Source organism: Microbacterium sp. STRO-1N (genome assembly GCF_057748015.1).
The window spans coordinates 2468055-2488899 of sequence record NZ_CM173234.1 but is presented as its reverse complement, the minus strand read 5'-3'; the positions used below and the strand labels follow the sequence as shown (position 1 = coordinate 2488899).

At 69.2% G+C, this 20845-nt stretch carries 19 protein-coding genes; 10 read left to right on the top strand and 9 right to left on the bottom strand.

From position 1 onward, the window contains the following. Position 1 precedes the first annotated feature (1 nt). Positions 2-427, bottom strand: coding sequence for a hypothetical protein (locus AC3ANJ_RS12080; protein ID WP_406249628.1), 426 nt, complete (start codon positions 425-427; stop codon positions 2-4). Between the two features lie 67 nt (positions 428-494). Between AC3ANJ_RS12080 and AC3ANJ_RS12075 the strand changes: the two genes are divergently transcribed. The 4 genes from AC3ANJ_RS12075 to AC3ANJ_RS12060 all read left to right on the top strand — a co-directional run bounded on the left by AC3ANJ_RS12075 (position 495) and on the right by AC3ANJ_RS12060 (position 3779). Then, positions 495-701 carry a DUF3499 family protein gene (locus AC3ANJ_RS12075; RefSeq protein WP_376177182.1) on the top strand — a complete coding sequence of 69 codons (207 nt, stop codon included), beginning with the start codon at positions 495-497 and terminating at the stop codon, positions 699-701. A 125-nt stretch (positions 702-826) separates the two neighbouring features. Beyond that, entirely contained in the window at positions 827-1756 is a 930-nt protein-coding gene (locus AC3ANJ_RS12070; protein ID WP_488316507.1) for an efflux RND transporter periplasmic adaptor subunit, read from the top strand. Next, positions 1753-2568, top strand: coding sequence for an ABC transporter ATP-binding protein (locus AC3ANJ_RS12065; RefSeq protein ID WP_488316506.1), 816 nt, complete (start codon positions 1753-1755; stop codon positions 2566-2568). The genes AC3ANJ_RS12070 and AC3ANJ_RS12065 overlap by 4 nt, the downstream gene beginning before the upstream one ends. Beyond that, positions 2565-3779, top strand: a complete 1215-nt coding sequence (locus tag AC3ANJ_RS12060) for an ABC transporter permease (RefSeq protein ID WP_488316505.1) — start codon at positions 2565-2567, stop codon at positions 3777-3779. The genes AC3ANJ_RS12065 and AC3ANJ_RS12060 overlap by 4 nt, the downstream gene beginning before the upstream one ends. Positions 3780-3798: 19 nt before the next feature. Here AC3ANJ_RS12060 and AC3ANJ_RS12055 read toward each other — a convergent pair whose 3' ends face one another. Continuing rightward, positions 3799-4608, bottom strand: coding sequence for an RDD family protein (locus tag AC3ANJ_RS12055; protein ID WP_406249632.1), 810 nt, complete (start codon positions 4606-4608; stop codon positions 3799-3801). Between the two features lie 16 nt (positions 4609-4624). Between AC3ANJ_RS12055 and AC3ANJ_RS12050 the strand changes: the two genes are divergently transcribed. Then, entirely contained in the window at positions 4625-5620 is a 996-nt protein-coding gene (locus AC3ANJ_RS12050) for a stage II sporulation protein M (RefSeq protein WP_488319272.1), read from the top strand. A 103-nt stretch (positions 5621-5723) separates the two neighbouring features. Here the strand turns inward: AC3ANJ_RS12050 and aqpZ are convergent, their stop codons facing one another. Further along, the gene (aqpZ, locus tag AC3ANJ_RS12045; protein WP_406249633.1) at positions 5724-6476 is read right to left on the bottom strand and encodes an aquaporin Z; all 753 of its coding nucleotides are present in this window, start codon (positions 6474-6476) and stop codon (positions 5724-5726) included. Between the two features lie 143 nt (positions 6477-6619). Between aqpZ and AC3ANJ_RS12040 the strand changes: the two genes are divergently transcribed. Both AC3ANJ_RS12040 and katG read left to right on the top strand, forming a co-directional pair. Beyond that, positions 6620-7051, top strand: coding sequence for a Fur family transcriptional regulator (locus AC3ANJ_RS12040; protein ID WP_406249634.1), 432 nt, complete (start codon positions 6620-6622; stop codon positions 7049-7051). A 40-nt stretch (positions 7052-7091) separates the two neighbouring features. Next, the gene (katG, locus tag AC3ANJ_RS12035) at positions 7092-9368 is read left to right on the top strand and encodes a catalase/peroxidase HPI (RefSeq protein ID WP_488316504.1); all 2277 of its coding nucleotides are present in this window, start codon (positions 7092-7094) and stop codon (positions 9366-9368) included. 261 nt (positions 9369-9629) lie between these two features. Here katG and AC3ANJ_RS12030 read toward each other — a convergent pair whose 3' ends face one another. The 6 genes from AC3ANJ_RS12030 to AC3ANJ_RS12005 form a co-directional block, all read right to left on the bottom strand. Next, entirely contained in the window at positions 9630-10499 is an 870-nt protein-coding gene (locus AC3ANJ_RS12030) for a DUF559 domain-containing protein (RefSeq protein WP_488316503.1), read from the bottom strand. A gap of 461 nt (positions 10500-10960) precedes the next feature. Continuing rightward, entirely contained in the window at positions 10961-12271 is a 1311-nt protein-coding gene (locus AC3ANJ_RS12025; RefSeq protein ID WP_488316502.1) for a DUF58 domain-containing protein, read from the bottom strand. Next, positions 12272-13246, bottom strand: coding sequence for an AAA family ATPase (locus AC3ANJ_RS12020; RefSeq protein ID WP_406249638.1), 975 nt, complete (start codon positions 13244-13246; stop codon positions 12272-12274). It abuts the gene before it with no gap. Between the two features lie 52 nt (positions 13247-13298). Beyond that, positions 13299-14519: a DUF4350 domain-containing protein gene (locus AC3ANJ_RS12015; RefSeq protein WP_488316501.1), complete on the bottom strand. Its 1221-nt coding sequence runs from the start codon at positions 14517-14519 to the stop codon at positions 13299-13301. Further along, positions 14516-15154, bottom strand: a complete 639-nt coding sequence (locus AC3ANJ_RS12010) for a DUF4129 domain-containing protein (protein ID WP_488316500.1) — start codon at positions 15152-15154, stop codon at positions 14516-14518. The genes AC3ANJ_RS12015 and AC3ANJ_RS12010 overlap by 4 nt, the downstream gene beginning before the upstream one ends. Beyond that, on the bottom strand, positions 15151-16494 hold the full coding sequence (locus AC3ANJ_RS12005) for a glycerophosphoryl diester phosphodiesterase membrane domain-containing protein (protein WP_488316499.1): 1344 nt from the start codon (positions 16492-16494) through the stop codon (positions 15151-15153). The genes AC3ANJ_RS12010 and AC3ANJ_RS12005 overlap by 4 nt, the downstream gene beginning before the upstream one ends. A gap of 171 nt (positions 16495-16665) precedes the next feature. Here AC3ANJ_RS12005 and mtrA point away from each other — a divergent pair, with 171 nt between their 5' ends. The 3 genes from mtrA to AC3ANJ_RS11990 are packed head-to-tail and all read left to right on the top strand — an operon-like array spanning position 16666 to position 20779. Beyond that, complete coding sequence (mtrA, locus tag AC3ANJ_RS12000) at positions 16666-17346, top strand: MtrAB system response regulator MtrA (RefSeq protein ID WP_406249642.1); 681 nt, start codon at positions 16666-16668, stop codon at positions 17344-17346. Positions 17347-17354: 8 nt separating this feature from the next. After that, entirely contained in the window at positions 17355-19079 is a 1725-nt protein-coding gene (gene mtrB, locus AC3ANJ_RS11995; RefSeq protein WP_488316498.1) for an MtrAB system histidine kinase MtrB, read from the top strand. After that, the gene (locus AC3ANJ_RS11990; RefSeq protein ID WP_488316497.1) at positions 19076-20779 is read left to right on the top strand and encodes an LpqB family beta-propeller domain-containing protein; all 1704 of its coding nucleotides are present in this window, start codon (positions 19076-19078) and stop codon (positions 20777-20779) included. The genes mtrB and AC3ANJ_RS11990 overlap by 4 nt, the downstream gene beginning before the upstream one ends. The last annotated feature ends 66 nt before the right edge of the window (positions 20780-20845 follow it).

Here is a 20845-nt window from a genome sequence, read left to right as displayed (position 1 = left end):
GTCAGCCCTCCGGACCCAGTTCCCACGGATCGCGCCCGACGAACTCGGCTGCGGCGCGGAACACCGCGCTCTCGATCGAGATGCGTCGATGCGCGGCGTCGTCATGGCCGGGGGGCAGGAGCCGCTCGATCGGGATGCGGTACAGCACGATCCGGCGCGCGTCCTGATCGATCGTCCATCGTGGAACGTCGCCCGACTCGTCTTCGCCGATCGGCATCGCGCCGATCTCGAACCGCACGTCCTCGAGTTCCGGCCACGTGCCGCGCAGGAACTCGACGGCCGTGCCGACGGCCAGATCGAACCGGTCGATGCGTCCGTCCAGAGGCGGCAGAGGCGGGCGGACGACCTCGCTGCGCCCGAGGCGCCCGTGTCTGCCGTGCCTGGCACCACGGCGTGGCACGGTCCGGGGAAGACGACGACGGGGCATGACGAAAGTCTAGGCCGCTGGGCGCGGCCTCCGCTCGGGAGCCGTGAAGAGGCATAGCCTGGCGGAGATGGACGAACGACTCTGCTCGAAGGTCGGCTGCGCACGCGAGGCCGTGGCCACGCTGACCTACGACTACGGTGACCAGATGGCCGCGCTCGGTCCGCTCGGCGGATCCCGGCATCCGAACGCCCACGACCTGTGCGCGCAGCATGCCGACCGGCTTTCGGTGCCGAGCGGATGGATCGTCGTCCGTCACGAGGCGCTGCGGGCCTGACGCCGACGTCTCGACCGGCGGGAGCCGTGCGACGCGCCGTCGGCGCGGATATGTACCGGGAAAACAGTTTCCCGCTATTCTGATCCGGAGTGCGTCACGGCGGCGCACCCGGAAAGGCAGTTGCCGTGGTCGTCTGGCGTCGCTGGGTCCTCCCCATCCTCCTGCTCATCGTCTTCGGCGCCTGCGCTGCGGCGCTCGTCAAACTGGCGTTCTTCCCCGACAGTTCGACCGCAGCCGTCGTCTCGCCCGCAGGCGGAGTCTCCGACCCTGTTATCCCGGTCGAACGCGGCTCGGTGGTCAACGCGCTCTCGCTGCCGGCCAATGTCGCGCGCGACGAGTCCTTTCCGCTGCGCGGCGACGTGAACGGCACGGTCACCGCCGTGCACGTCACCGACGGCGCCACGGTCGCCGCAGGCCAGGTGCTGTTCACGATCAAACAGGACGACCCCAAGAAGAACGTCGACATCGTCGCCGCAGAGGCGGGTGAGATCTCTGAGATCGCGCTCGTCAAGGGGCAGATCGCCACGGTGGGGGAGCAGATCGCCACGCTGAGTCCCGCCCGCTACCACGTGCTCGCCACGGTTGACCCAGTGCAGCTCTATCGCCTGGTCGGAGCGCCGAGCGAAGCGACGATCACGATCACCGGTGGTCCGGCTCCGTTCGTGTGCACGGGTGTCCGCGTCGAGGTCTCGTCCGAGGGAACCGCGAGCGTCCGCTGCGCGGTTCCGGCCGATCAGACGGTGTTCGCCGGCCTCCCCGCACAGCTCGACCTCGCCCTCGGACAGGTCGACGACGCGCTCGTGATCCCCGTGACGGCCGTCCAGGGCGGCTCCGGTTCCGGCGTCGTGTGGGTCGATGCCGGCGATGGCAGCGAGCCGGAGGAGCGTCCCGTGACCCTGGGCGTCAACGACGGCACCACGGTCGAAGTGACCGAAGGACTCGCCGAGGGCGACAGCATCCGACAGTTCGTCCCCGGCTTCGTCGCGCCGGTCGAAGAGTTCTGCTACGAGGTGCAGCCCGGCGTCGAGCAGTGCGAAAGCGGGACGAGCTGGTGACCCTCGTCGCCCTGGAAGACGTCACCAAGAGCGTCAGACTGGCGGACGATTCCACACTGGAGATCCTTCGGGGCATCAGCCTCGAAGTCGGCGCCGGTGATCACGTGTCGATCGTCGGCCGGTCCGGCTCCGGCAAATCCACTCTGCTGAACATCCTCGGGATGCTGGATGCGCCCACCAGCGGATCCGTATCGTTCGAAGGGCGGCCGGTGAAGAAGATGCGCACGGGACGGCTCGATCGGCTGCGCGGGGCGAACGTCGGCTTCGTCTTCCAGCAGTTCAATCTCCTCGCCGGACGCACGGCACTCGAGAACGTCATGATGCCGCTCGGACATGCCTCAGGGCGCCTGTTCTGGCGGCGCCGGGACATCGCCACCGACATGCTCGAGCGCGTGGGGCTCGGGCACCGGATGGACCAGGTCGCGGATCGACTGTCCGGCGGAGAGCAGCAGCGCGTCGCCATCGCGCGCGCCCTGGTCCGAAAGCCCGTTCTCATCCTCGCCGACGAGCCGACCGGCGCGCTCGACATCGACACCGGAGCCTCGGTCATGGCTCTGCTGGACGAGGTGGCGACGGAGACGGATGCCGCACTCGTCACGATCACGCACGACCTCCACGTCGCGGCCCGCGCGCGACGGCACTATCGACTGGATGCCGGGCTGCTGGCGCCTGCAGATCTGACGCGTGCGTTCGAGGCATCCACGCTCGCGGAGTCGGTGCCTGCGGCAGAGTCGGCGCCGACGCCGCAGCCGATGGCCTTCCGCACGGCCGGCGAGACGGATGACGTTCCGGCCGAGGAGGTCGCCTCGTGACCGGGATCCTCGGGGCGCTCGCTGATGCGTGGGCCGAGATCCGCGTGCACAAGCTGCGCGTCCTGCTGAGCCTCATCGGCATTGCGGTATCCGTCGCCGCCCTGACCGCGGTCGTCGCGTTCAGCGAGCTCCAGCAGCAGTACCAGGCCGAGCAGTCCGACCGCTGGGGCGGTCGCGTCGCGACCATCGCGGTGAACGTCTACGACGAGACGGGCGATCCGGTCGACGTCGATGATTTCGACGCGCGTTTCGAGCGTGTCAACGAGCGCTTCGGCTTCTCGCACACGTCGCGCAATGTGCAGGGGATGATGCTCCCGGTGCAGCTTCCGGAAGGGGTTGCGGAGATCCCGACACGGCTGATCGATGCGGCGTTCCCGCTGATCCACCGCGAGGAACTGCTCGAGGGGCGCTGGCTCGGTGATGACGACGTGCAGTCGCTCGCACCGGCGGTGGTGATCAGCGAGCCGCTGTGGGACCGCCTCGGCAGGGTCGCGCTGTCTCAGCATCCGCTTCTCACCGTCTCGGGCCCCGCCGGCGGGACGTACCAGATCGTCGGAGTGACACCCCGGCAGGGGATCTGGGACGAGGAATCGCGCGTCGACGTCCTCTTCGACGCCTATCGCGCCCGCGTCGACAGCCTTCCGGAGGGCGTGACCCCGGTCTACGAAGTCTGGGTCGGCGCCGAGCAGGCGGCCGAGGTCGGCCCCGTGCTCGCGATGGATCTGCGTGCGGGGCTGCCCGAAGGGCAGCAGCTGTCGGTCAATCGCACCGACTGGGCGTCCCAGTCCGGCAGTCAGGAGGCGGCACGGATCTTCGAGCTCATCACCGGCGGCATCGCGGTGCTGATCCTCGCGCTCGGCGCGCTGAGCCTGATCAACATCCAGCTCGTCGCGATGCGTCAGCGGGTGCGGGAGATCGGCGTCCGTCGCGCCTTCGGCGCCACCGGAGGACGAGTGTTCACGACCGTGCTGCTGGAGAGCCTCGTCGCCACCACCGTGGCCGGCATCATCGGCATCGCCGTCGTGGTCGCGGTGCTGCGCTCGGACTGGATCGTCGCGAGCATGTTCCCCGGCATCCAGGACGTCCCGCCGTTCCCGATGCGCGCGGCCGTGACCGGACTGGTCGCGTCGGTCATCGTCGGGGCCGTGGCCGGATTCATTCCGGCGCTCGTGGCGCTGCGGGTCAAGGTGATCGACGCGATCCGGTTCTGACGCCGGGCTGGCGCGCGAATCAGACCCCGATCGATCGGCCGGTCAGCTGCTCGGCTCGTGCATCGGCGATCTGCAGTCCGCGCAGCTCTCGCCGTCGACGGATCACCGTGACGGCCGCGAGCACGTGCTCGGGCGGCGCGACGGGGCGGGGGGAGACGTAGTCGGCGGCTTCCGCCACGAGCTGCTCCGCGATCCGAGCGCGGGCCTGCGGCATCATCTGCGGCGCCGTCCGCAGGAACTGCGAGATCCGCCGGGCCAGCCGGTCGGGGAGGCGGGCGACGTCGGCGATAGCCGCCCATTCCGCGAGTGCGGGGGGCATCGCGGGTTCGTGCGGCTCGAGCTTCGGGGTGCGCACCCGCTGGCTGTACGTACCGGCGACGAGGTCGCCCAGTCGCTGCGAGCGGGCCGTGAAGGCACCGGTGAGCAGGGCGATCGAACCGAAGGTCATGTAGATCTCGAGCACGCCGAGCAGTGCCCGGATGAACGCATGCCGGAATCCGGTCGCGCCGCCGTCCAACCGGACGATCCGGCCGCCGACCGCGAGTTTGCCCAGGCTCCGCCCGCGCAGCGAAACCTCCATCGCCACAGGAACCACCACGAAGCACACGACCAGCGACGTGACGTTGAGGATGCGGTCGATCGCGTCGTCGATGAGCCCGGCATCCAGAGCCCAGATCCTCAGGAACATGAACAGGATGTAGAGCGCGAACGACAGCACCATGTCGATGAAAGCGCCCATGACGCGCAGGAAGAAGCCGATCGGCTGCACGTCGATCGCGACGGCCTCGCCGGAGAGGATCTCTTCGGCTGACTCGATCGGCGTGGACATGAGTACAGTAAATCAGGTGGATGCCGACGCTCTGAGCGATGCGCGCCGGGCGGAGTGGGCGCGCCTGGACGAACTGAGTCGTGCCCGGCTCGAGGACGGCGACCACGTCGACGAGCTGATCGTGCGGTACCGCGCGGCATCCGCGGACCTGGCGGAGCTGAAGACCTCGGTCGGAGAGTCGCCGCAGAGCGCCTACCTCTCGACGATCCTCGCCAGGGCGCGGTTGCGGCTGACCGGCGCCGGAGACAACGTGCTGACGCAGATCACACGGTTCTTCGTGGATCAGCTCCCCGCCGCGCTGTACCGGGTGCGCTGGACGACTCTCGTCATCGCGATCGCGTTCATCGCGATCGCGGTCGGGACGGCGGCGTGGATCTCGGCCGACCCGAACCTGGTCGCCACTCTCGGGACTCCTGAGTTCCTCGCGGAGTACGCCGAAGAGAGCTTCACCGACTACTACACCGAGAACCCCGCGGCCGTGTTCGCCGGAATGGTGTGGACGAACAACGCCTGGCTGGCGGCGCAATGCGTGCTGTTCGGAGTGACCGGCATCTGGCCGATCTACATCATCGCGCAGAATGCCGTCGGGCTCGGTGTCTCTGGCGCCGTCATGGCGGCGCACGATCGCGCCGACATCATGGTGCTGTACATCCTCCCGCACGGGATGCTGGAGATGACCTGCCTCTTCGTCGCCGCCGCGGCAGGACTGCACGTGTTCTGGGCATGGGTCGCGCCGGGGCATCGCACACGCGGCGAGGCGCTGGCGCAGGAGGGGCGATCGCTGGCCACCGTCGCGATCGGCCTGATCTTCGCACTGTTCCTGTCCGGACTCGTCGAAGGCTTCGTGACGGGGTGGTCGCTGCCATGGCCGATCAAGATCGGGATCGGTGCCGCAGCGCTGGCGGTCTTCCTCATCTACATGCTCGTGATCGGCGGGCGTGCGCATCGCCGAGGGCAGACCGGCGACCTGCTGGAGTACGAGGCCGGTACGCCGCGCCTCGTCGCGGGCTGATCCCGTCGAAGCCTGGGACGCGCGATATCCGGCATCCGGTTGTCTTCGGCATCCGGACATGCGAAAGGGCCGGCGCCTCAGCGCCGGCCCTTCCTGCGGAACGTCAGGCCTTCTTGGTGCTGTCGAACAGCGCCTTGTAGGCGAAGCCGGCGATGAGGGCTCCGACGATCGGGAACACGAGGAACACCCACAGCTGCGACAGCGGGCCGACGCCGCCGTAGATCGCCGCGGCGATGGAACGCGCCGGGTTCACCGAGGTGTTGTCGACGGGGATGCTGATGAGGTGGATGAGGGTCAGCGTGAGACCGATCGCGAGACCGGCGAACGGCGTGCCGCGCTTGGAGTGCGTGGTGCCGAGGATCACGAACAGGAAGATCGCGGTCAGGATGACCTCGGCGATGATCGCCGAGCCCAGTCCGAATCCGCCGGGGGAGAGCTCGTCGAAGCCGTTGCTGGCGAAGCCGGCGTTCTGCGCTCCGGTCAACCAGCCGTCGGGGCCGAACTGCCCGATGAGGAACAGCAGGGTGCTCGCCACGGCGCCACCGACGACCTGAGCCACGATGTACGGCAGGACGTCCTTCCAGCCGATGCGGCCGGCTGCCGCCGCGCCGAGGGTGACGGCCGGGTTGAAGTGGCCGCCCGAGATCGGTCCGAACGCGTACGCGCCGACGACGACGGTGAGGCCGAAGGCGAGCGCGACCGCGCTGTAGACCGCGGCGTTCGGGGCGGGTTCGGTGTAGAGGTTGGAGGCGAACAGCGCGGTGCCGACGCCGCCGAAGACGAGAAGGAAGGTGCCGAATCCCTCGGCCGCGAGCTTCGCGCCGAGGGTGGGCACAGCCGACGTGGAATCACTCATGATCTGTGTCCTTTCGCATGACCGGCCCAGCTGGTCCGGCGCACCACATGATTCCGCTGTTCACAGAGAACTCTCAGAAGGCGCGCCGCGGGTTCGGCGCGTCGAGGCTTTCTTGAGTGAATCAAAACAAGTAGGATGGAGGCATGACGCTCACCACTTCGGATGTCGACGACGCGATCCGCGCCGCCGGTCTGCGAGTGACCGAATCCCGGCGTGCGGTGTTCGACGCGCTGCGTGCGCACCCGCACGCCAGCGCCGATGAGATCCACGCCGCGGTGCGGCCGTTGGTCGAGTCCACCAGCCTGCAGTCCGTCTACAACGCGCTGGGCGACTTCGCCGCAGCCGGCCTCGTGCGTCGTATCGAGCCCGCCGGCCACCCGATGCTGTTCGAGCTGCGCGTCGACGACAACCACCATCACCTCGTGTGCACTCGATGCGGTGCGGTCGAAGACGTCGACTGCGCCGTAGGGCACGCCCCGTGCCTCGTCCCGAGCGATACCCACGGCTATCGCGTCGCGGTCGCCGAGGTCACGTACTGGGGCCTGTGCGCGGCGTGCGCGACCGAAGACCCCTGATTCTCCATCTCAACCCTGCCCTCACATCGGAAGGACAACCATGACCGCTCACGAACAGGTCCCGGGTATCGGTGACGACGTCACCGGAATCGACCAGTCGAAGACCGTCACCGACGAGCCCGTCGAGCCCGGCGAGGCCGGCTCCTGCCCCGTCATCCACGCTCAGCCGCATCCGACCATGGGATCGGCCAACCGCGTGTGGTGGCCCGAGCAGTTGAACCTCAAGATCCTTGCGAAGAACACCGCCGAGCGGAACCCGCTCGACGCCGGCTTCGACTACAAGGCCGCCTTCGAGGCGCTGGACCTGGATGCCGTCAAGAAGGACATCGAGGAGACCATCACGACATCGCAGGCCTGGTGGCCCGCGGACTTCGGCCACTACGGCCCGCTGATGGTGCGCATGGCGTGGCACAGCGCCGGCACCTACCGTGTCACGGATGGCCGTGGCGGTGGCGGCACCGGGCAGCAGCGGTTCGCACCGCTGAACAGCTGGCCCGACAACGTCGGCCTCGACAAGGCGCGCCGCATCCTGTGGCCCGTGAAGAAGAAGTACGGTCAGTCGCTGAGCTGGGGCGACCTGATGATCCTGGCAGGCAACGTCGCACTCGAGTCGATGGGCTTCGAGACGTTCGGCTTCGGCGGCGGGCGCATCGACGCCTGGGAGCCGGATGACGACGTGTACTGGGGCCCGGAGACCACGTGGCTCGGCGACGAGCGCTACTCGGGCGACCGCGACCTCGAGCGCCCGCTCGCGGCCGTGCAGATGGGACTCATCTACGTCAACCCGGAGGGCCCGAACGGCAACCCGGACCCGCTCGCGTCGGCCCGCGACATCCGCGAGACCTTCGGCCGCATGGCGATGGACGACGAGGAGACGGTCGCCCTGATCGCCGGCGGTCACACCTTCGGCAAGACTCACGGTGCGGCTCCCGACTCGAACCTCGAGGAGAACCCCGAGGCCGCCGGTCTCGAGCGCCAGGGCCTGGGGTGGAAGAACAACCACGGCACAGGGAAGGGCGACGACCAGATCACCAGCGGCCTCGAGGTCACCTGGACCTACCACCCGACCCGGTGGGACAACGAGTTCTTCCACATCCTGTACGCGTACGACTGGGAGCTGTTCCAGAGCCCGGCCGGCGCCAACCAGTGGCGCCCCAAGAACGGTGCAGGCGAGGATATGGTGCCGCTCGCGCACTCGAACGGCCGCCGGGAGCCCCGCATGCTCACCAGCGACCTGGCGCTGCGCTTCGACCCGATCTACGGACCGATCTCCGAGCGCTTCAAGAACGACCCCGAGGCGTTCGCCGACGCGTTCGCGCGTGCCTGGTTCAAGCTGACGCACCGCGACATGGGTCCGCGTGCCCGCTACGTCGGCACAGAGGTTCCGGCCGAGGAGCTCATCTGGCAGGACGTCGTGCCGGCCGTCGACCACGCGCTCATCTCGGACGCCGATGCCGCTCTGCTCAAGGCCAAGGTGCTGGAGTCCGGGCTGTCGGTCGCCGACCTCGTCTCGGTCACGTGGGCCGCGGCATCCACGTTCCGCGGCAGCGACAAGCGCGGCGGCGTCAACGGCGCCCGCATCCGTCTCGCGCCGCAGAAGGACTGGGAGGTCAACGACCCGCAGCGCGTCGCTCGTGTCCTGAACGAGCTCGAGGGCATCCGCGCCGAGTTCAACGACGCGCAGACCGGTGATGTCCGCGTCTCGCTCGCCGACCTGATCGTGCTCGCCGGCAACGCGGGTGTCGAGAAGGCGGCGAAGGATGCCGGAGTCGACGCCGTCGTGCCGTTCCACGCCGGACGCACCGACGCCTCGCAGGAGCAGACTGACGTTGCGTCGTTCGCGTTCCTGGAGCCGGCGGCCGACGGATTCCGCAATTACGTCTCGAAGGACGTCGCAGCGATCCCGGCGGAGCACCTGCTGCTCGACAAGGCGAATCTGCTGACGCTGACCGCGCCCGAGCTCACCGTGCTCGTCGGCGGACTGCGCGTGCTCGGTGCGAACTGGGACGGATCGCAGTACGGCGTCTTCACCGAGACGCCTGGCGTACTCACGAACGACTTCTTCGTGAACCTGCTCGACCTCGGCACCACGTGGAAGCCGCTCGACCCCGGTTCGCACGCCTTCGAGGGGCGTGTCGACGGCTCGGACGAGCTCGTCGGCCGCGGTACCCGCGTCGACCTGCTGTTCGGCTCGAACTCCGAACTGCGCGCGATCGCCGAGGTCTACGCCTCGGATGACGCCAAGGAGAAGTTCGTGCGCGACTTCGTCGCCGCGTGGGGCAAGGTCACGGAGCTCGACCGCTTCGACCTCGTCTGATCCTGGTCTCCGAACGGCCCTCGCCTCACGGCGGGGGCCGTTCGCCGTTGTGGGAGATGCGGGCGCTGCGGTCCGGTCGTTGCGGTCGCCGCCACGTCACGTCGACCCATTCCCGGCCTCCAGGTCGCAGATTCTGCCGTTCTGGGTCGCCTTGTCGTGTCGGGGTCGCACAACCTGCTGTTCTCGCGTGGGCAGAACAACGTTCTCTGCGACCTGGAGTCGTCGGCGGATGCCGTACACGACAGATTCTGGGACCCGGAATCAGGCCGAGAGTGCGGCACGGATGCGACGGATGAGCTCGTCCGAGCGGTGGAACAGATTATTCGTCACCTCGATCACGGTCCATCCGGCCGCGCGCAGCGCGGCGATGCGCTCGACATCCCTGGCGTAGCTCTCGGAGTGGATCACGCCGTGATACTCGATCGCCACCTTCAGATGCGGGTAGGCGAGATCGACGCATCCGAGGAACCGTCCATGGAGGTCGTACACATCGTGATTCAGCAACGGCTCCGGCAGTCCCGCGAAGACGATGAGGCAGCGCAGCCGAGACTCACGCGGCGACCAGGAGTCCTCGCGGATGAGCTCGAGGGCGCTTCGCAGTCGGTGGATACCTGGGCGCCGGCCGTGCACGAGCTGGGCACGGAGGGCATCGATCGTCGCAAGCGATGGGCGGCCGGCATCGGGGCGGCCGGGCCCGGTCCGCCAGATGCGGCAGAAGTAGTCGCCGAGCGCGACGAGGTCCAGGACGGAGAGCGCGCCGAGTTGTGCCCACGCGGTGGCGCCCATCGCTGCGCGGAACTCGCCAGCGTCGTACACCTGCGTGACGCGTGGATCCGCGCGATGGCCGGCGACACCGGCTGCACGGACCAGCGGACCGTCGCCGAGCGTGCTCACGTGCACGACGAGCGCGGTTCCGTCCAGCGGACCGCCGGTCTTTTCGTCGTACACGAGCGGTAGCGGCCCGCCGAGAAGCGCGACCGCCGTTTCGTGACTGAAGAACTGTCCGGGCTTCAAGCGCGATGCGTACAGGCGGGCCTGGACGCGCCGCTCGACGGCCTGCTTGTCGAACGCGTCCAAGCCCTCGGTCTTGACAGCGACTCGCTTCGAGCGCACTCCGTGGAACGGGGCCATCAAGTCGGCGCTTCGAAGCCGAGCAGGCGTGATGCCGGCATCCCGCGCCTGACGCACGGTGAAACGGCGACCAAGGTCATTCGGGAGGGGCCTGGGCGATCGCATCTGCCCACGATCCCACCCCTCGGAGCGATGCTTTGAGTTATCCACAGTCGAACGGATGCGGCCCCCGCATCGAGGTCGCGAATTCTGCGCTTTCGAGACGCGGCGGCCCGCTTGGATCTCAGAATGCGTCGTTCTGACGCGGTCGGAACGACGCTCAGTGCGACCTGGCTGCATCGCCGAGGTCGATACGGACCGAATTTACGACCTGGACGGAGACCGCGCACAGCGCCAAGGCGGGGGCGCGGTCCATGCGCGCGGCGGGCGAATCGACGCCGACGGCGACAGGAGCCGCGATGGCGCGGGCGAACCGGCATCAGCCGGAACAGGACGCCGGAACCGCGCGCCAGCCCAGGTGCCTAAAGCCTCCCGGCGGCCTTCAGCTCGAGGTAGCGATCGGCGATCCGCGGGGGGAGAGCCTCAGGGTCGGCCGCAATCGCCTCTCCGCCGGCGCGGCGCACGGCGTCTGCGACGTTCTTGGCATCCCGGAGCGTGCGCTCGGCGGCGGCCGCCAAGTACACTTCCTCCCGCGAGCCGCGGCCACGGGCGATCTCGACGATCGAGGTGTCCGTCACCGACCCGACGAGCACCGTCGTGGCGCGTCCGGCGGTCGGGAACGCGCCGAGGAATCCGCGGGCGGACTCGGCGGCATCCTGCGCGGTGAGCACCACGATCAGCGACGGCCGGTTCGTCAGTGTGCGCAGCGACGCGAAGGCTGCGGTCCAGTCCGTGTCCACGAGGCCGGCATGAACCGGCGCCATCGCGTCGGACATCGCCGGAAGCAGCGCCGCCCCGTCGACACCGGTCACGCGGCCGCGCACGACACGGTCGAACATCTCGAGGTGCACGTGGTCGCCCGCACGAGACGCGAGGGCGCCGAGCAGCAGCGCCGCTTCGAGGGAAGCCTCCAACCGCGTGCCGTCGCCGACGCGGGCCGCTGCGGTCCGGCCGGTGTCGATGAGGATCACCACGTGCCGATCGCGCTCCGGGCGCCAGGTGCGCAGCATCGTGGTGCCGGCTCTGGCCGTGGCCCGCCAGTCGATCGAGCGCACGTCGTCGCCGCGCACGTATTCGCGCAGCGAGTCGAATTCCGTCCCCTGTCCGCGGACCTGGATGCTGGTGTTGCCGTCGAGCTCCTTCAACCGGGCCAGCCGCGAGGGCAGATGCTTGCGCGACGTGAAAGCGGGGAGGACCCGCACGGCGCCGCGCACATCGTGCCGTGCCTGGCGACCACCGAGCCCGAGCGGCCCGATCGAACGGATCATCACGAACTCGCTGACCAGTTCGCCCCGGCGCCGCGGGTGCAAACCGATCTCGATCCGGCGGCGCTCACCGGCGGGCACGATCAGGCGCTGGCGCTGCGTTCCGGCGCCGGCGGTCGGCTGCCACGCATCGCGGACGCGCGCATGCAGGGTTCGCGCGCCGGTGTTGTGCAGCGCGACGCTGACCGGAACGGGCTCGTTCAGCCGGGCCCTGGAGGGCACTCTCCGGGTGACGGCGACGGCTCGCGCCGAGGCAGCGACGATGACATCGACCGCGAGCAGCACCAGAGCCAGCAGCAGCCATCCGCCGACGACCGCCCACGCCGCAGCACCCGTCGTCGAAGAGATCACGACGACGGGGATGATCCCCGACCCGATCAGCAGGGCGAAGCGGCCGGTGAGGAACACTTAGATCGGCACCCGGGTCTGCTGCACGACGGCGGTGAGCACGGCATCCGCCGAGACGCCCTCCATCTCGGCATCCGGGCGCAGCTGCAGACGGTGGCGCCAGACCGGCACGAGCATCGTCTGGACGTGGTCGGGGGTCACCGCGGACGAACCGTTGAGCCAGGCCCACGCCTTCGCCGCCGCCAGCAGCGCCGTCGAGGCACGAGGGCTGGCGCCCAGCTGCACGGACGGCGACTGCCGGCTCGCCCTGGCCAGATCGACGACGTAACCGAGCACGTCGTCGGTCACATCGACCCGCGACGCCGCATCCTGCGCGGCGCGGATCTCCTCCGCGGTGACGACCGGCTCGATGCCGGTGAGCGCACGCGGCGAGAAGCCGCCGGCATGCAGGCGGAGGACGTTCACTTCGGCATCCCGCTCCGGCATCGCCACGACGAGCTTCATGAGGAACCGGTCCAGCTGCGCCTCGGGCAGTGAGTAGGTGCCCTCGTGCTCGATCGGGTTCTGCGTGGCGGCGACGAGGAACGGATCCGGCAGCGGACGGCTCACGCCGTCGGCAGAGATCTGGCGCTCCTCCATGGCCTCCAGCAGGGCCGCCTGGGTCTTCGGGGGTGTGCGGTTGATCTCGTCCGCCAGCAGCAGATTCGTGAACACAGGGCCCTGGCGGAACTCGAACTCGCCGGTGCGGGCGTCGTACACGAGCGAGCCCGTCACGTCGCCGGGCATGAGGTCCGGCGTGAACTGCACGCGCTTGGTGTCCAGCCCGAGCGCCCTGGCGAAGGAGCGCACCACGAGCGTCTTCGCCACACCGGGGACGCCCTCCAGGAGGACATGGCCGCGGGCCAGCAGCGACACCAGCAGTCCGGTCACGGTGCCTGCCTGTCCGATCACGGCCTTGTCGACCTCTTGGCGCACGCGGTGCATCGCCTGACGCAGTGCGGCGTCGTCCGCGGGATTCGTCGATGGGGTGGTCATGGTTTCCCTTCCACAGGCATCAGGTCGGTTGCAGTCGGCAGGGCAGTGCGCGTCATCGCGTGCCCCGTTCGGCTCGGACGGCGTCGTCGACCGCTGATTCCAGGTCGCTGAGCCGTCGGGCGTGATCGATCAGGTCGTCGTCGGATGCCGGGAGGACACCCGCGAGCAGTTCCTGCACCGCGGTCCGCGGGATGCGCAGGCGGTCGGCGACGGCATCGGCGACCTCGCCGGCGTTCGCGCGTTCGTGCAGGCTGAGGCGGCGCGCGAGCCGGCGCACGGAGCCGTCGCGGATGGCTTCCGCAGCGTGTCCGGCATCGGCGGCCTTGGCCGTCAGTCGTGCGCGGCCGTGCATGGTCTCGGAGGCGCGCACGGTGACCGGCAGCGTCTCGGCGACGAGCGGTCCGAATCGCCGCCCTCGCCACAGCGCGGCGGCGATGCCGGCGAGGATCAGCATCACGATCGCCGGGGTGACCCAATCCGGTGTGAGGTCGCCGAGGGAGGGCTCCGCCTGCGCCTCGATGTCGCCGTCCGCGAAGGAGGGCACGTACCAGACGACGTGGTCGGTCTGCCCGAGCAGTGCGAGTCCGAGCGCGGCGTTGCCGTCCTCGGCGAGGTAGCTGTTGCCGAACAGGCGCGTGCCGTCGATCATCGCCCTGTACGACCCGGGGGAGTCATCGACGAGGAGAGCCGCCGCGTTGTCATCGGCATCCGGGTAGCAGCCGACGATGCCGTCCGCGGGAATGAAGAGCCGCCCGGGGTGGACCTCGCCGACTCCGGCGAGCTCGGGGAGATCGCAGGATGCCGTGACGGCGGCGGATGTGCTCGCCGATGTGGTCTCGCCGAGTTCGAGCAGCTCGAGCATCCGGGTGCTCGCCGAAAGCAGCACGACGCGATTCGCCGGCTCGAGCAGGTCCTGGACGGCCTCGTCGGACAATGCGTAGGGATCCGTCATGGCCAGAGTCGTGTCGTCCTCGATGGCGGCGACAGCGTCCGCGCGGGATCGCACCACCTCGACCTCGACCCCCTGGTCGCGCAGGATCTCGGTCAGGGCGAGCATGCCGTGATCACCCGTGCCGTCCGGATCGCCTCCACCGCGGAACGGCACGGACATGGACGCGCTGATCCGCATGAGCAGCAGGGCGGCCCCGATGACCAGCAGCACGATCACGACCCAGCCGATCCACCGCCTGTGGCGGCGCGGCGGCACCGTCGCGGTGGAGACCGGACGCTCCGCCACGGGCTGTTCGGGGGGTGAGGCCGGTGGCGCGCTCATGCTGCGACCGCCTCGGGATGCCGGGATGCGAGTCGCTCATCGATGCCGGACAGGAACCGGTAGCGCTCTTCGGAGGACCGGTGCTCGAGATAGCGCACATCGTCGAACGCCGCGGCGGCCTCGCGCAGCGCGGTGGTCTCGTCGGGGAACACGCGTGCGGCGTCCCTGGCGATGGCCTGCGCCGTCGCACCGGGCGCCGGGTCGATCAGGTCTCGCTCCAGCATGCCGCGGGCGAGTGCGCGGAAGCGCAGGATGGTCGCGGCATCCCAGTCTCCCGACCGCGCTGCGCGTTCGGCGTCGGCGCGCAGCTGCGCGGCTGTCCGATCGTCGCGTTCGCCGAGGAGGTCCCGTCCGGTGGCGCGCACCGCGCGGGAACCGCGGGGTCGTCCCCACACGATCAGCGCCGCGATGAGGGCTGCGACGATCACGATGCAGACGACGACCAGCGCAAGGGGACCGACCTGCCCGCCGCCTTCCGGCGTGAACAGATCGTTGAGGTAGCGCACGACGTCGCGCGCGAGCAGATCGAACCAGGTGGGCTTCGCCTCGTCGTAGCGGGGTTCGGCCAGTTCCTGCTCCGCCCAGCGCCGCGCTTCGTCCCCATCGGGGACGAAGGGTTCGAAGGCCAGCGTCATGCTCGCCCACCCGGCGGCGCCCACGGGCTGTCCGACGGCGCCTCCGGCTGAGCCGACTGCTGCGGGGGAGCCGACTGCTGCGGGGGAGCCGGCGGCGGTACGGGCTGCGCGTACGGCGGCGCGGGCTGCGCCGCCGCGGCGCCGTACTGCGGTGCAGGCTGCGTCGGCGCCGCGCCGTACGGCTGCGGGGCCTGAGCGTACCCCGGTGCCGGTGTCCAGCCCGGCTGCATCATGACCTGGGTGGGGACCGGCCTGGGGGGCGGCGCCTTGGTGACGGCACGGGCCGGATCGACGGCGAACGGGTCGCCGAGCTGCTCAGGCGTCCATCCGAGATCGCGGCGCTCGAGGAACGCGATCAGGGTCTGATCGAGCCCCTCGTACCGGTACCGGCAGTCGATGTAGACGAAAGCCGCTCCGGTGCCCTGCACGACGAGTGCGACCGCCTGGATCACGAGGATCAGGATCTGCGGCAGCACCGCGGCCAGGACCGCAGCCACGACCACGGCAGCAGGGTCGTCGGAACCGGTCGGTGCGAGCACCGGGATGAGCAGGCTGGAGAGTAGCGACAGGGGAAAGCTCACGAGCTGTGCGGCGAAGCCCATGATCAGGTTGATCAGGATCATCACGCCGAACGCGACCCAGAAGCGGCCGCGGGTCAGGCGCCAGCTGCGCACCAGCGCCGCGCGCAGCGTCGCGTGTTCGAACACGAGCACGCTGGGTACGAGCAGCAGCTTCGTCCACAGCCACACGGCGAGCGGGATGCTGGCGGCGATCACGAGCAGCACCAGGCCGATTCCGAGCCCGAGGAAGTCGGAGGAACCGCCGATGCTGCCGATCACGAGACCGACGATGATGCCACCGGCGACGGCGATCACTCCGAGGGTGAACAGCATCTGCAGCAACGCGAAGCCCACCAGACGCCAGAAGACCGGTCGCACCTGCGCCCAGAGCTGACCGAGTCTGGCCTTCTCGCCGATCGCGGCGAAGCGCACCTCGGCGGCGACGATGCCCTGCACGAGTGCGGTGAAGCCGAGAGAGAGCAGTCCGACGGCGAACGCGACGAGGCCGTTGATCGCGAACGTGCCGATCAGCAGCGGCTCGAAGTCGGGAGAGCCCGGCTGGACGTTCTGCAGACGGAGGATGGTCACGATCAGGACCGTGACCATGATGGCGGTCGCGACGATCGTCATCAGCAGCTGCATCACGACCGCGAAGCCGAACACGACCTTGGGGTTGTGACGCAGCACCGCGAACGCCCGGCCCAGAAGCATGCCGAACGTGAAGGGGTGAAGCGGGACGATCCCCCGCTTCGGGGCGGGTGTCCACGTCTGTCCGCTCATGGCGCTCCCTCCGACAGTGCTGTTCCCATCGTGTCATACCGGCTGTGGCGTCGACCGGGCTGTGGACGGTTCCGTGAATCCCGGCGTGTCGTGAAGTACGCTGGGAAAATCTGCGATCGTTCGGTGTGTTCCCGACGACCGCCCTGGGAAGAAAGTCGGAGCTGGGCACACATGACCTCACGCATCCTCGTTGTCGACGACGACACCGCGCTCGCCGAGATGATCGGCATCGTGCTGCGCACCGAGGGATTCGAGCCGGTGTTCTGCGCCGATGGCGCGCGTGCCGTCGAGGAGTGGCGCACGCAGCGGCCGGATCTCATCCTGCTCGACCTGATGCTTCCCGGTATGGACGGCATCGAGATCTGCACGCGAATCCGTGCCGAATCCGGCATCCCGATCATCATGCTGACGGCTCGCAGCGACACCGCGGACGTCGTGCGGGGCCTCGAGGTCGGCGCGGACGACTACATCGTCAAACCCTTCAACCCGAAGGAGCTCGTCGCGCGCATCCGTACCCGGCTTCGTCCATCCACGCAGGCGGCCAGTGAGGTGCTGCGCATCGGGGACCTGGTGGTCGACGTCGACGCGCACGAGGTCCGACGGGGCACCGCCCCGATCGCGCTGACCCCACTGGAGTTCCAGCTGCTCGTCGCGCTGGCGTCGAGGCCGCAGCAGGTCTTCTCGCGCGAGATGCTGCTCGAACAGGTCTGGGGCTATCACTACAAGGCCGACACGCGTCTGGTGAACGTGCACGTCCAGCGGCTGCGGGCCAAGGTCGAACTCGACCCGGACAACCCCAAGATCGTCATGACGGTGCGCGGCGTCGGATATCGCGCCGGCACCGTCGTCTAGGAGTCCGCGTGATCGCGACGACCGCGACGGTCACGCAGGTCGGGCTCTGGCGCGATTGGCGCAGCTGGCCCGCGAACGTGAGCGCGCTGTGGCGACGGTCGCTGCGGTTCCGCACGCTAACGATCACCCTGCTGCTGACGGCATCCGCGGTGTTCGTGACCTGCGGGACCATGGCGCTCGTGATCGCCAACGACCTGTTCGAGTCCCGCAAGGATCAGGCGCTCGCCGATGCCCGCCGCGCGGTCGCGGCCGCGCAGAGCACGCTCGATGCCGCGGAGGTCAGCGACGACCGCGCCGCGTTCGTGGCGCTGTGGCGTGTCGTGCAGCGCGACCTCCGGGGGACGTCCTCGTCCGACCGCATCGCCGTCTTCCAGGGCGACATCGAGCCGGGCGGCTACGCTCCGCCCACGTTCGGCTCCATCGAACTGCTCGACGACGGGCTCGTCAGCCCGACGCTTCGCACCCGCGTCGCGACGCTCGACGACGTGCAGTCGTGGCAGTCGGTGGCGCTCGAAGAGGACGGTGGCGAAGTGCCGGGCATCATCGTCGGTCAGCAGATGTTCGTGCCGGACGTCGGGCCGTACGAGGTGTACATCGCGTACGACCTCTCCGACTCGGAGCAGACGCTGGTGTTCGTGCAGCGCACGCTCTGGGTGGCCGGCCTGTCGCTCGTGGCGATCATCGCCGGCATCTCGTGGATCGTGCTGCGATCGATGTCGGTGCCGATCGTCGAAGCGGCGGAGACGAGTGCGCGCTTCGCGACAGGCGACCTCGGCGTGCGCATCCCGGTGCACGGTGAAGACGAGCTGGCGACGCTCGGGAGTTCGTTCAACGCGATGGCCGACAGCATTGAGGCGCAGATCAAGGAGCTGGGCGAGCTCTCCCTCGTGCAGCAGCGGTTCGTCTCGGATGTCTCGCACGAGTTGCGCACACCGCTGACGACGATCCGTCTGGCCGCCGACATGCTCAATGATCAGCGGGGGGACTTCGATCCCACTACGGCACGCACCGCAGAGCTCCTGCATACGCAGGTGCAGCGCTTCGAGACGCTGCTGAACGACCTCCTCGAGATCAGCCGCTACGACGCAGGCTCCGTGCAGCTGGAGCTGGAGGCGACGAGCCTGGCGCATCTCGCCGAGGACGTCATCGATCAGATGAGACCTCTGGCCGAAGGACACGGCACCGAACTGCGTCTGGTCGCGCCGGGCGGATACTCGCCCGTCGACATGGACGCGCGTCGCGTGCGTCGCGTGCTGCGCAATCTCATCGGCAACGCGATCGAGCACGGCGAAGGCCGCCCGGTCGTCGTGACGGTCGACAGCAATCAGCACGCCGTAGCGGTGGGCGTCCGAGACTTCGGCCTCGGGATGTCGGCGGCGGATGCCGAGCGGGTGTTCGATCGGTTCTGGCGTGCGGATCCGTCGCGGCAGCGCACGATCGGCGGCACGGGCCTTGGTCTGTCGATCGCCCTCGGCGACGCGCGCCTTCACGGCGGCACCCTGGCCGTGTGGTCCGAACTCGCCGTCGGGTCGAACTTCGTGCTCACGATCCCTCGACACCCCGGAGCACTGCAGGGACCATCGCCGGTCTCGCTCGAGCCGGAGGACGCGCTGGGCGACCTCTCGGATGCGACCCAGCCTCTGCACATCGCGCAGGTGCGCTACGAACTGGATGCCGAGGCGAACGGCGCGGTCGACCCGGATACCGCGCGCGAGGGGAAGGGCCGCTCATGAAGATCACCAGCCTGTTGCGCGGCGCCGTCGTCGTCGCACTCGCGGCGGTCCTGACCGCATGCGCCGGCCTTCCGACATCCGGCCCGGTTCAGGCCGGCCTCCCCGTCGGTGACGTCGAGGCGGACTCGCCGTTCACAGAGCGGGCGTCGAGCCCGATCGCCGGGGCCGGCCCTGAGGTGATCGTGGCCGGCTTCCTGGAGGCGTCCATCACACCGACCGACAACTGGTCGATCGCGAAGGAGTTCCTCACCCCTGAGTTCGCCGAGACCTGGCGGCCAGGTGCCGGCGTCACGATCGACGTCGCCGGTTCGCGGTCGTACGCCTCGAGCGTGTCCACTCCGGAGGAGCTCGAATCGGTGGATGCCGCCGACGTCACGGTCGATCTGGATCAGCGTGCCAGCGTGGATGCCGACGGCCGCTACTCGGAAGCGACCGGCGACACGGAGCTGGACTTCCGCCTCGCGCGGGATGACGACGGGGAGTGGCGGATTGCGAGCGCCCCGGACGGGATCGTGCTCGATGAGGGATCCTTCCAGCAGGTCTACAGCCGCTACTCGCTCCAGTACTACGACCAGAGCTGGCGGCATCTGGTGCCGGATGTGCGCTGGTATCCGCGCGGGTCGAACGTCGCGACCTCCATCACGCAGGCCGCGATCGAGGGCACGCCGAGCGACTGGCTCCAGCCGGCCGTGCACAGTGCGTTCCCCGCCGATGTCCTGCTGGACGGCAACTCCGTTCCTGTGACCGAACAGGTCGCGAGCGTCGCCCTCACGGATGCCGCGCTGTCATTGGACGCGGCCACGCTCGCGCGCATGAGGACCCAGCTCGAGAAGAGCTTGACGGCGACGGGCGTCAGCGAGGTGCGCTTCACGGTGAACGGCAGCGAACTGGACGCCGACGAAGCCGGTCTCGCCTCCGACAGCGCAGACGTCAGCACGATCGTGCTGACCGAGGACGGCTTCGGAAGCCTGGTCGGCGGCGAGGTGACGCCGATCGCCGGCATCAGCGAGCCGCTCGCCCAGATCGAGCAGCCGGTCTCCTCGATCGATCTCGCGCAGGGCGAGGGGCTGGCCGCGGTGCAGTTGAGCACGGGGGCGGTGTGGGCCATCACGAACTCGAAGGTGAACGAGCTCGACACCAGACCCGGCCTGGTCAAGCCGTCGATCGATCCGTACGGCTACATCTGGTCGGCGCCCGGTTCCGACCCGCAGGATGTGCACGCCTGGACCGAGGATGTGACGTCACCCGTCATCGTCGATGCGTGGCCGGAGGCGTCGACCATCTCGGCGCTGCGCGTGTCGACGGACGGTGTGCGCATCGCAGCTCTGGTGACCATCGGCGGTCGACAGAGCGTCGTGACGGCGGTCATCCTCCGCGATGACAGCAACGTCCCCACCGGGTTCGGCCCGACGCACGAGCTGGTCGAGCTGGATGTCCCCGCCCAGGAGCTGGTGTGGTTGGGCGCTGACAGCCTCGGCATCCTGACCGAGGGGGACGACGCGATGCTGAGGACGCAGGTCGTCGGCGGACCGGGCAGCGAGCAGACCGCTCCCAACGGCAGCGCTTCGTTCGCCGGAGCGAAGTCGCAGGCCGGCGTACGGATCCTGGGTACGGATGGCACCCTGTTCGCGCCGCGCGCATCCGCGTGGCAGGAGTTCTACGACGGCGTCCTCGTGCTGGGGACGCGGGCAGGCTACTGACCCCGTCCCACTCTGCACAGACGGCGGGTTCGACGAGTTCTGCACGGATGCCGTGGATGCCGCGGC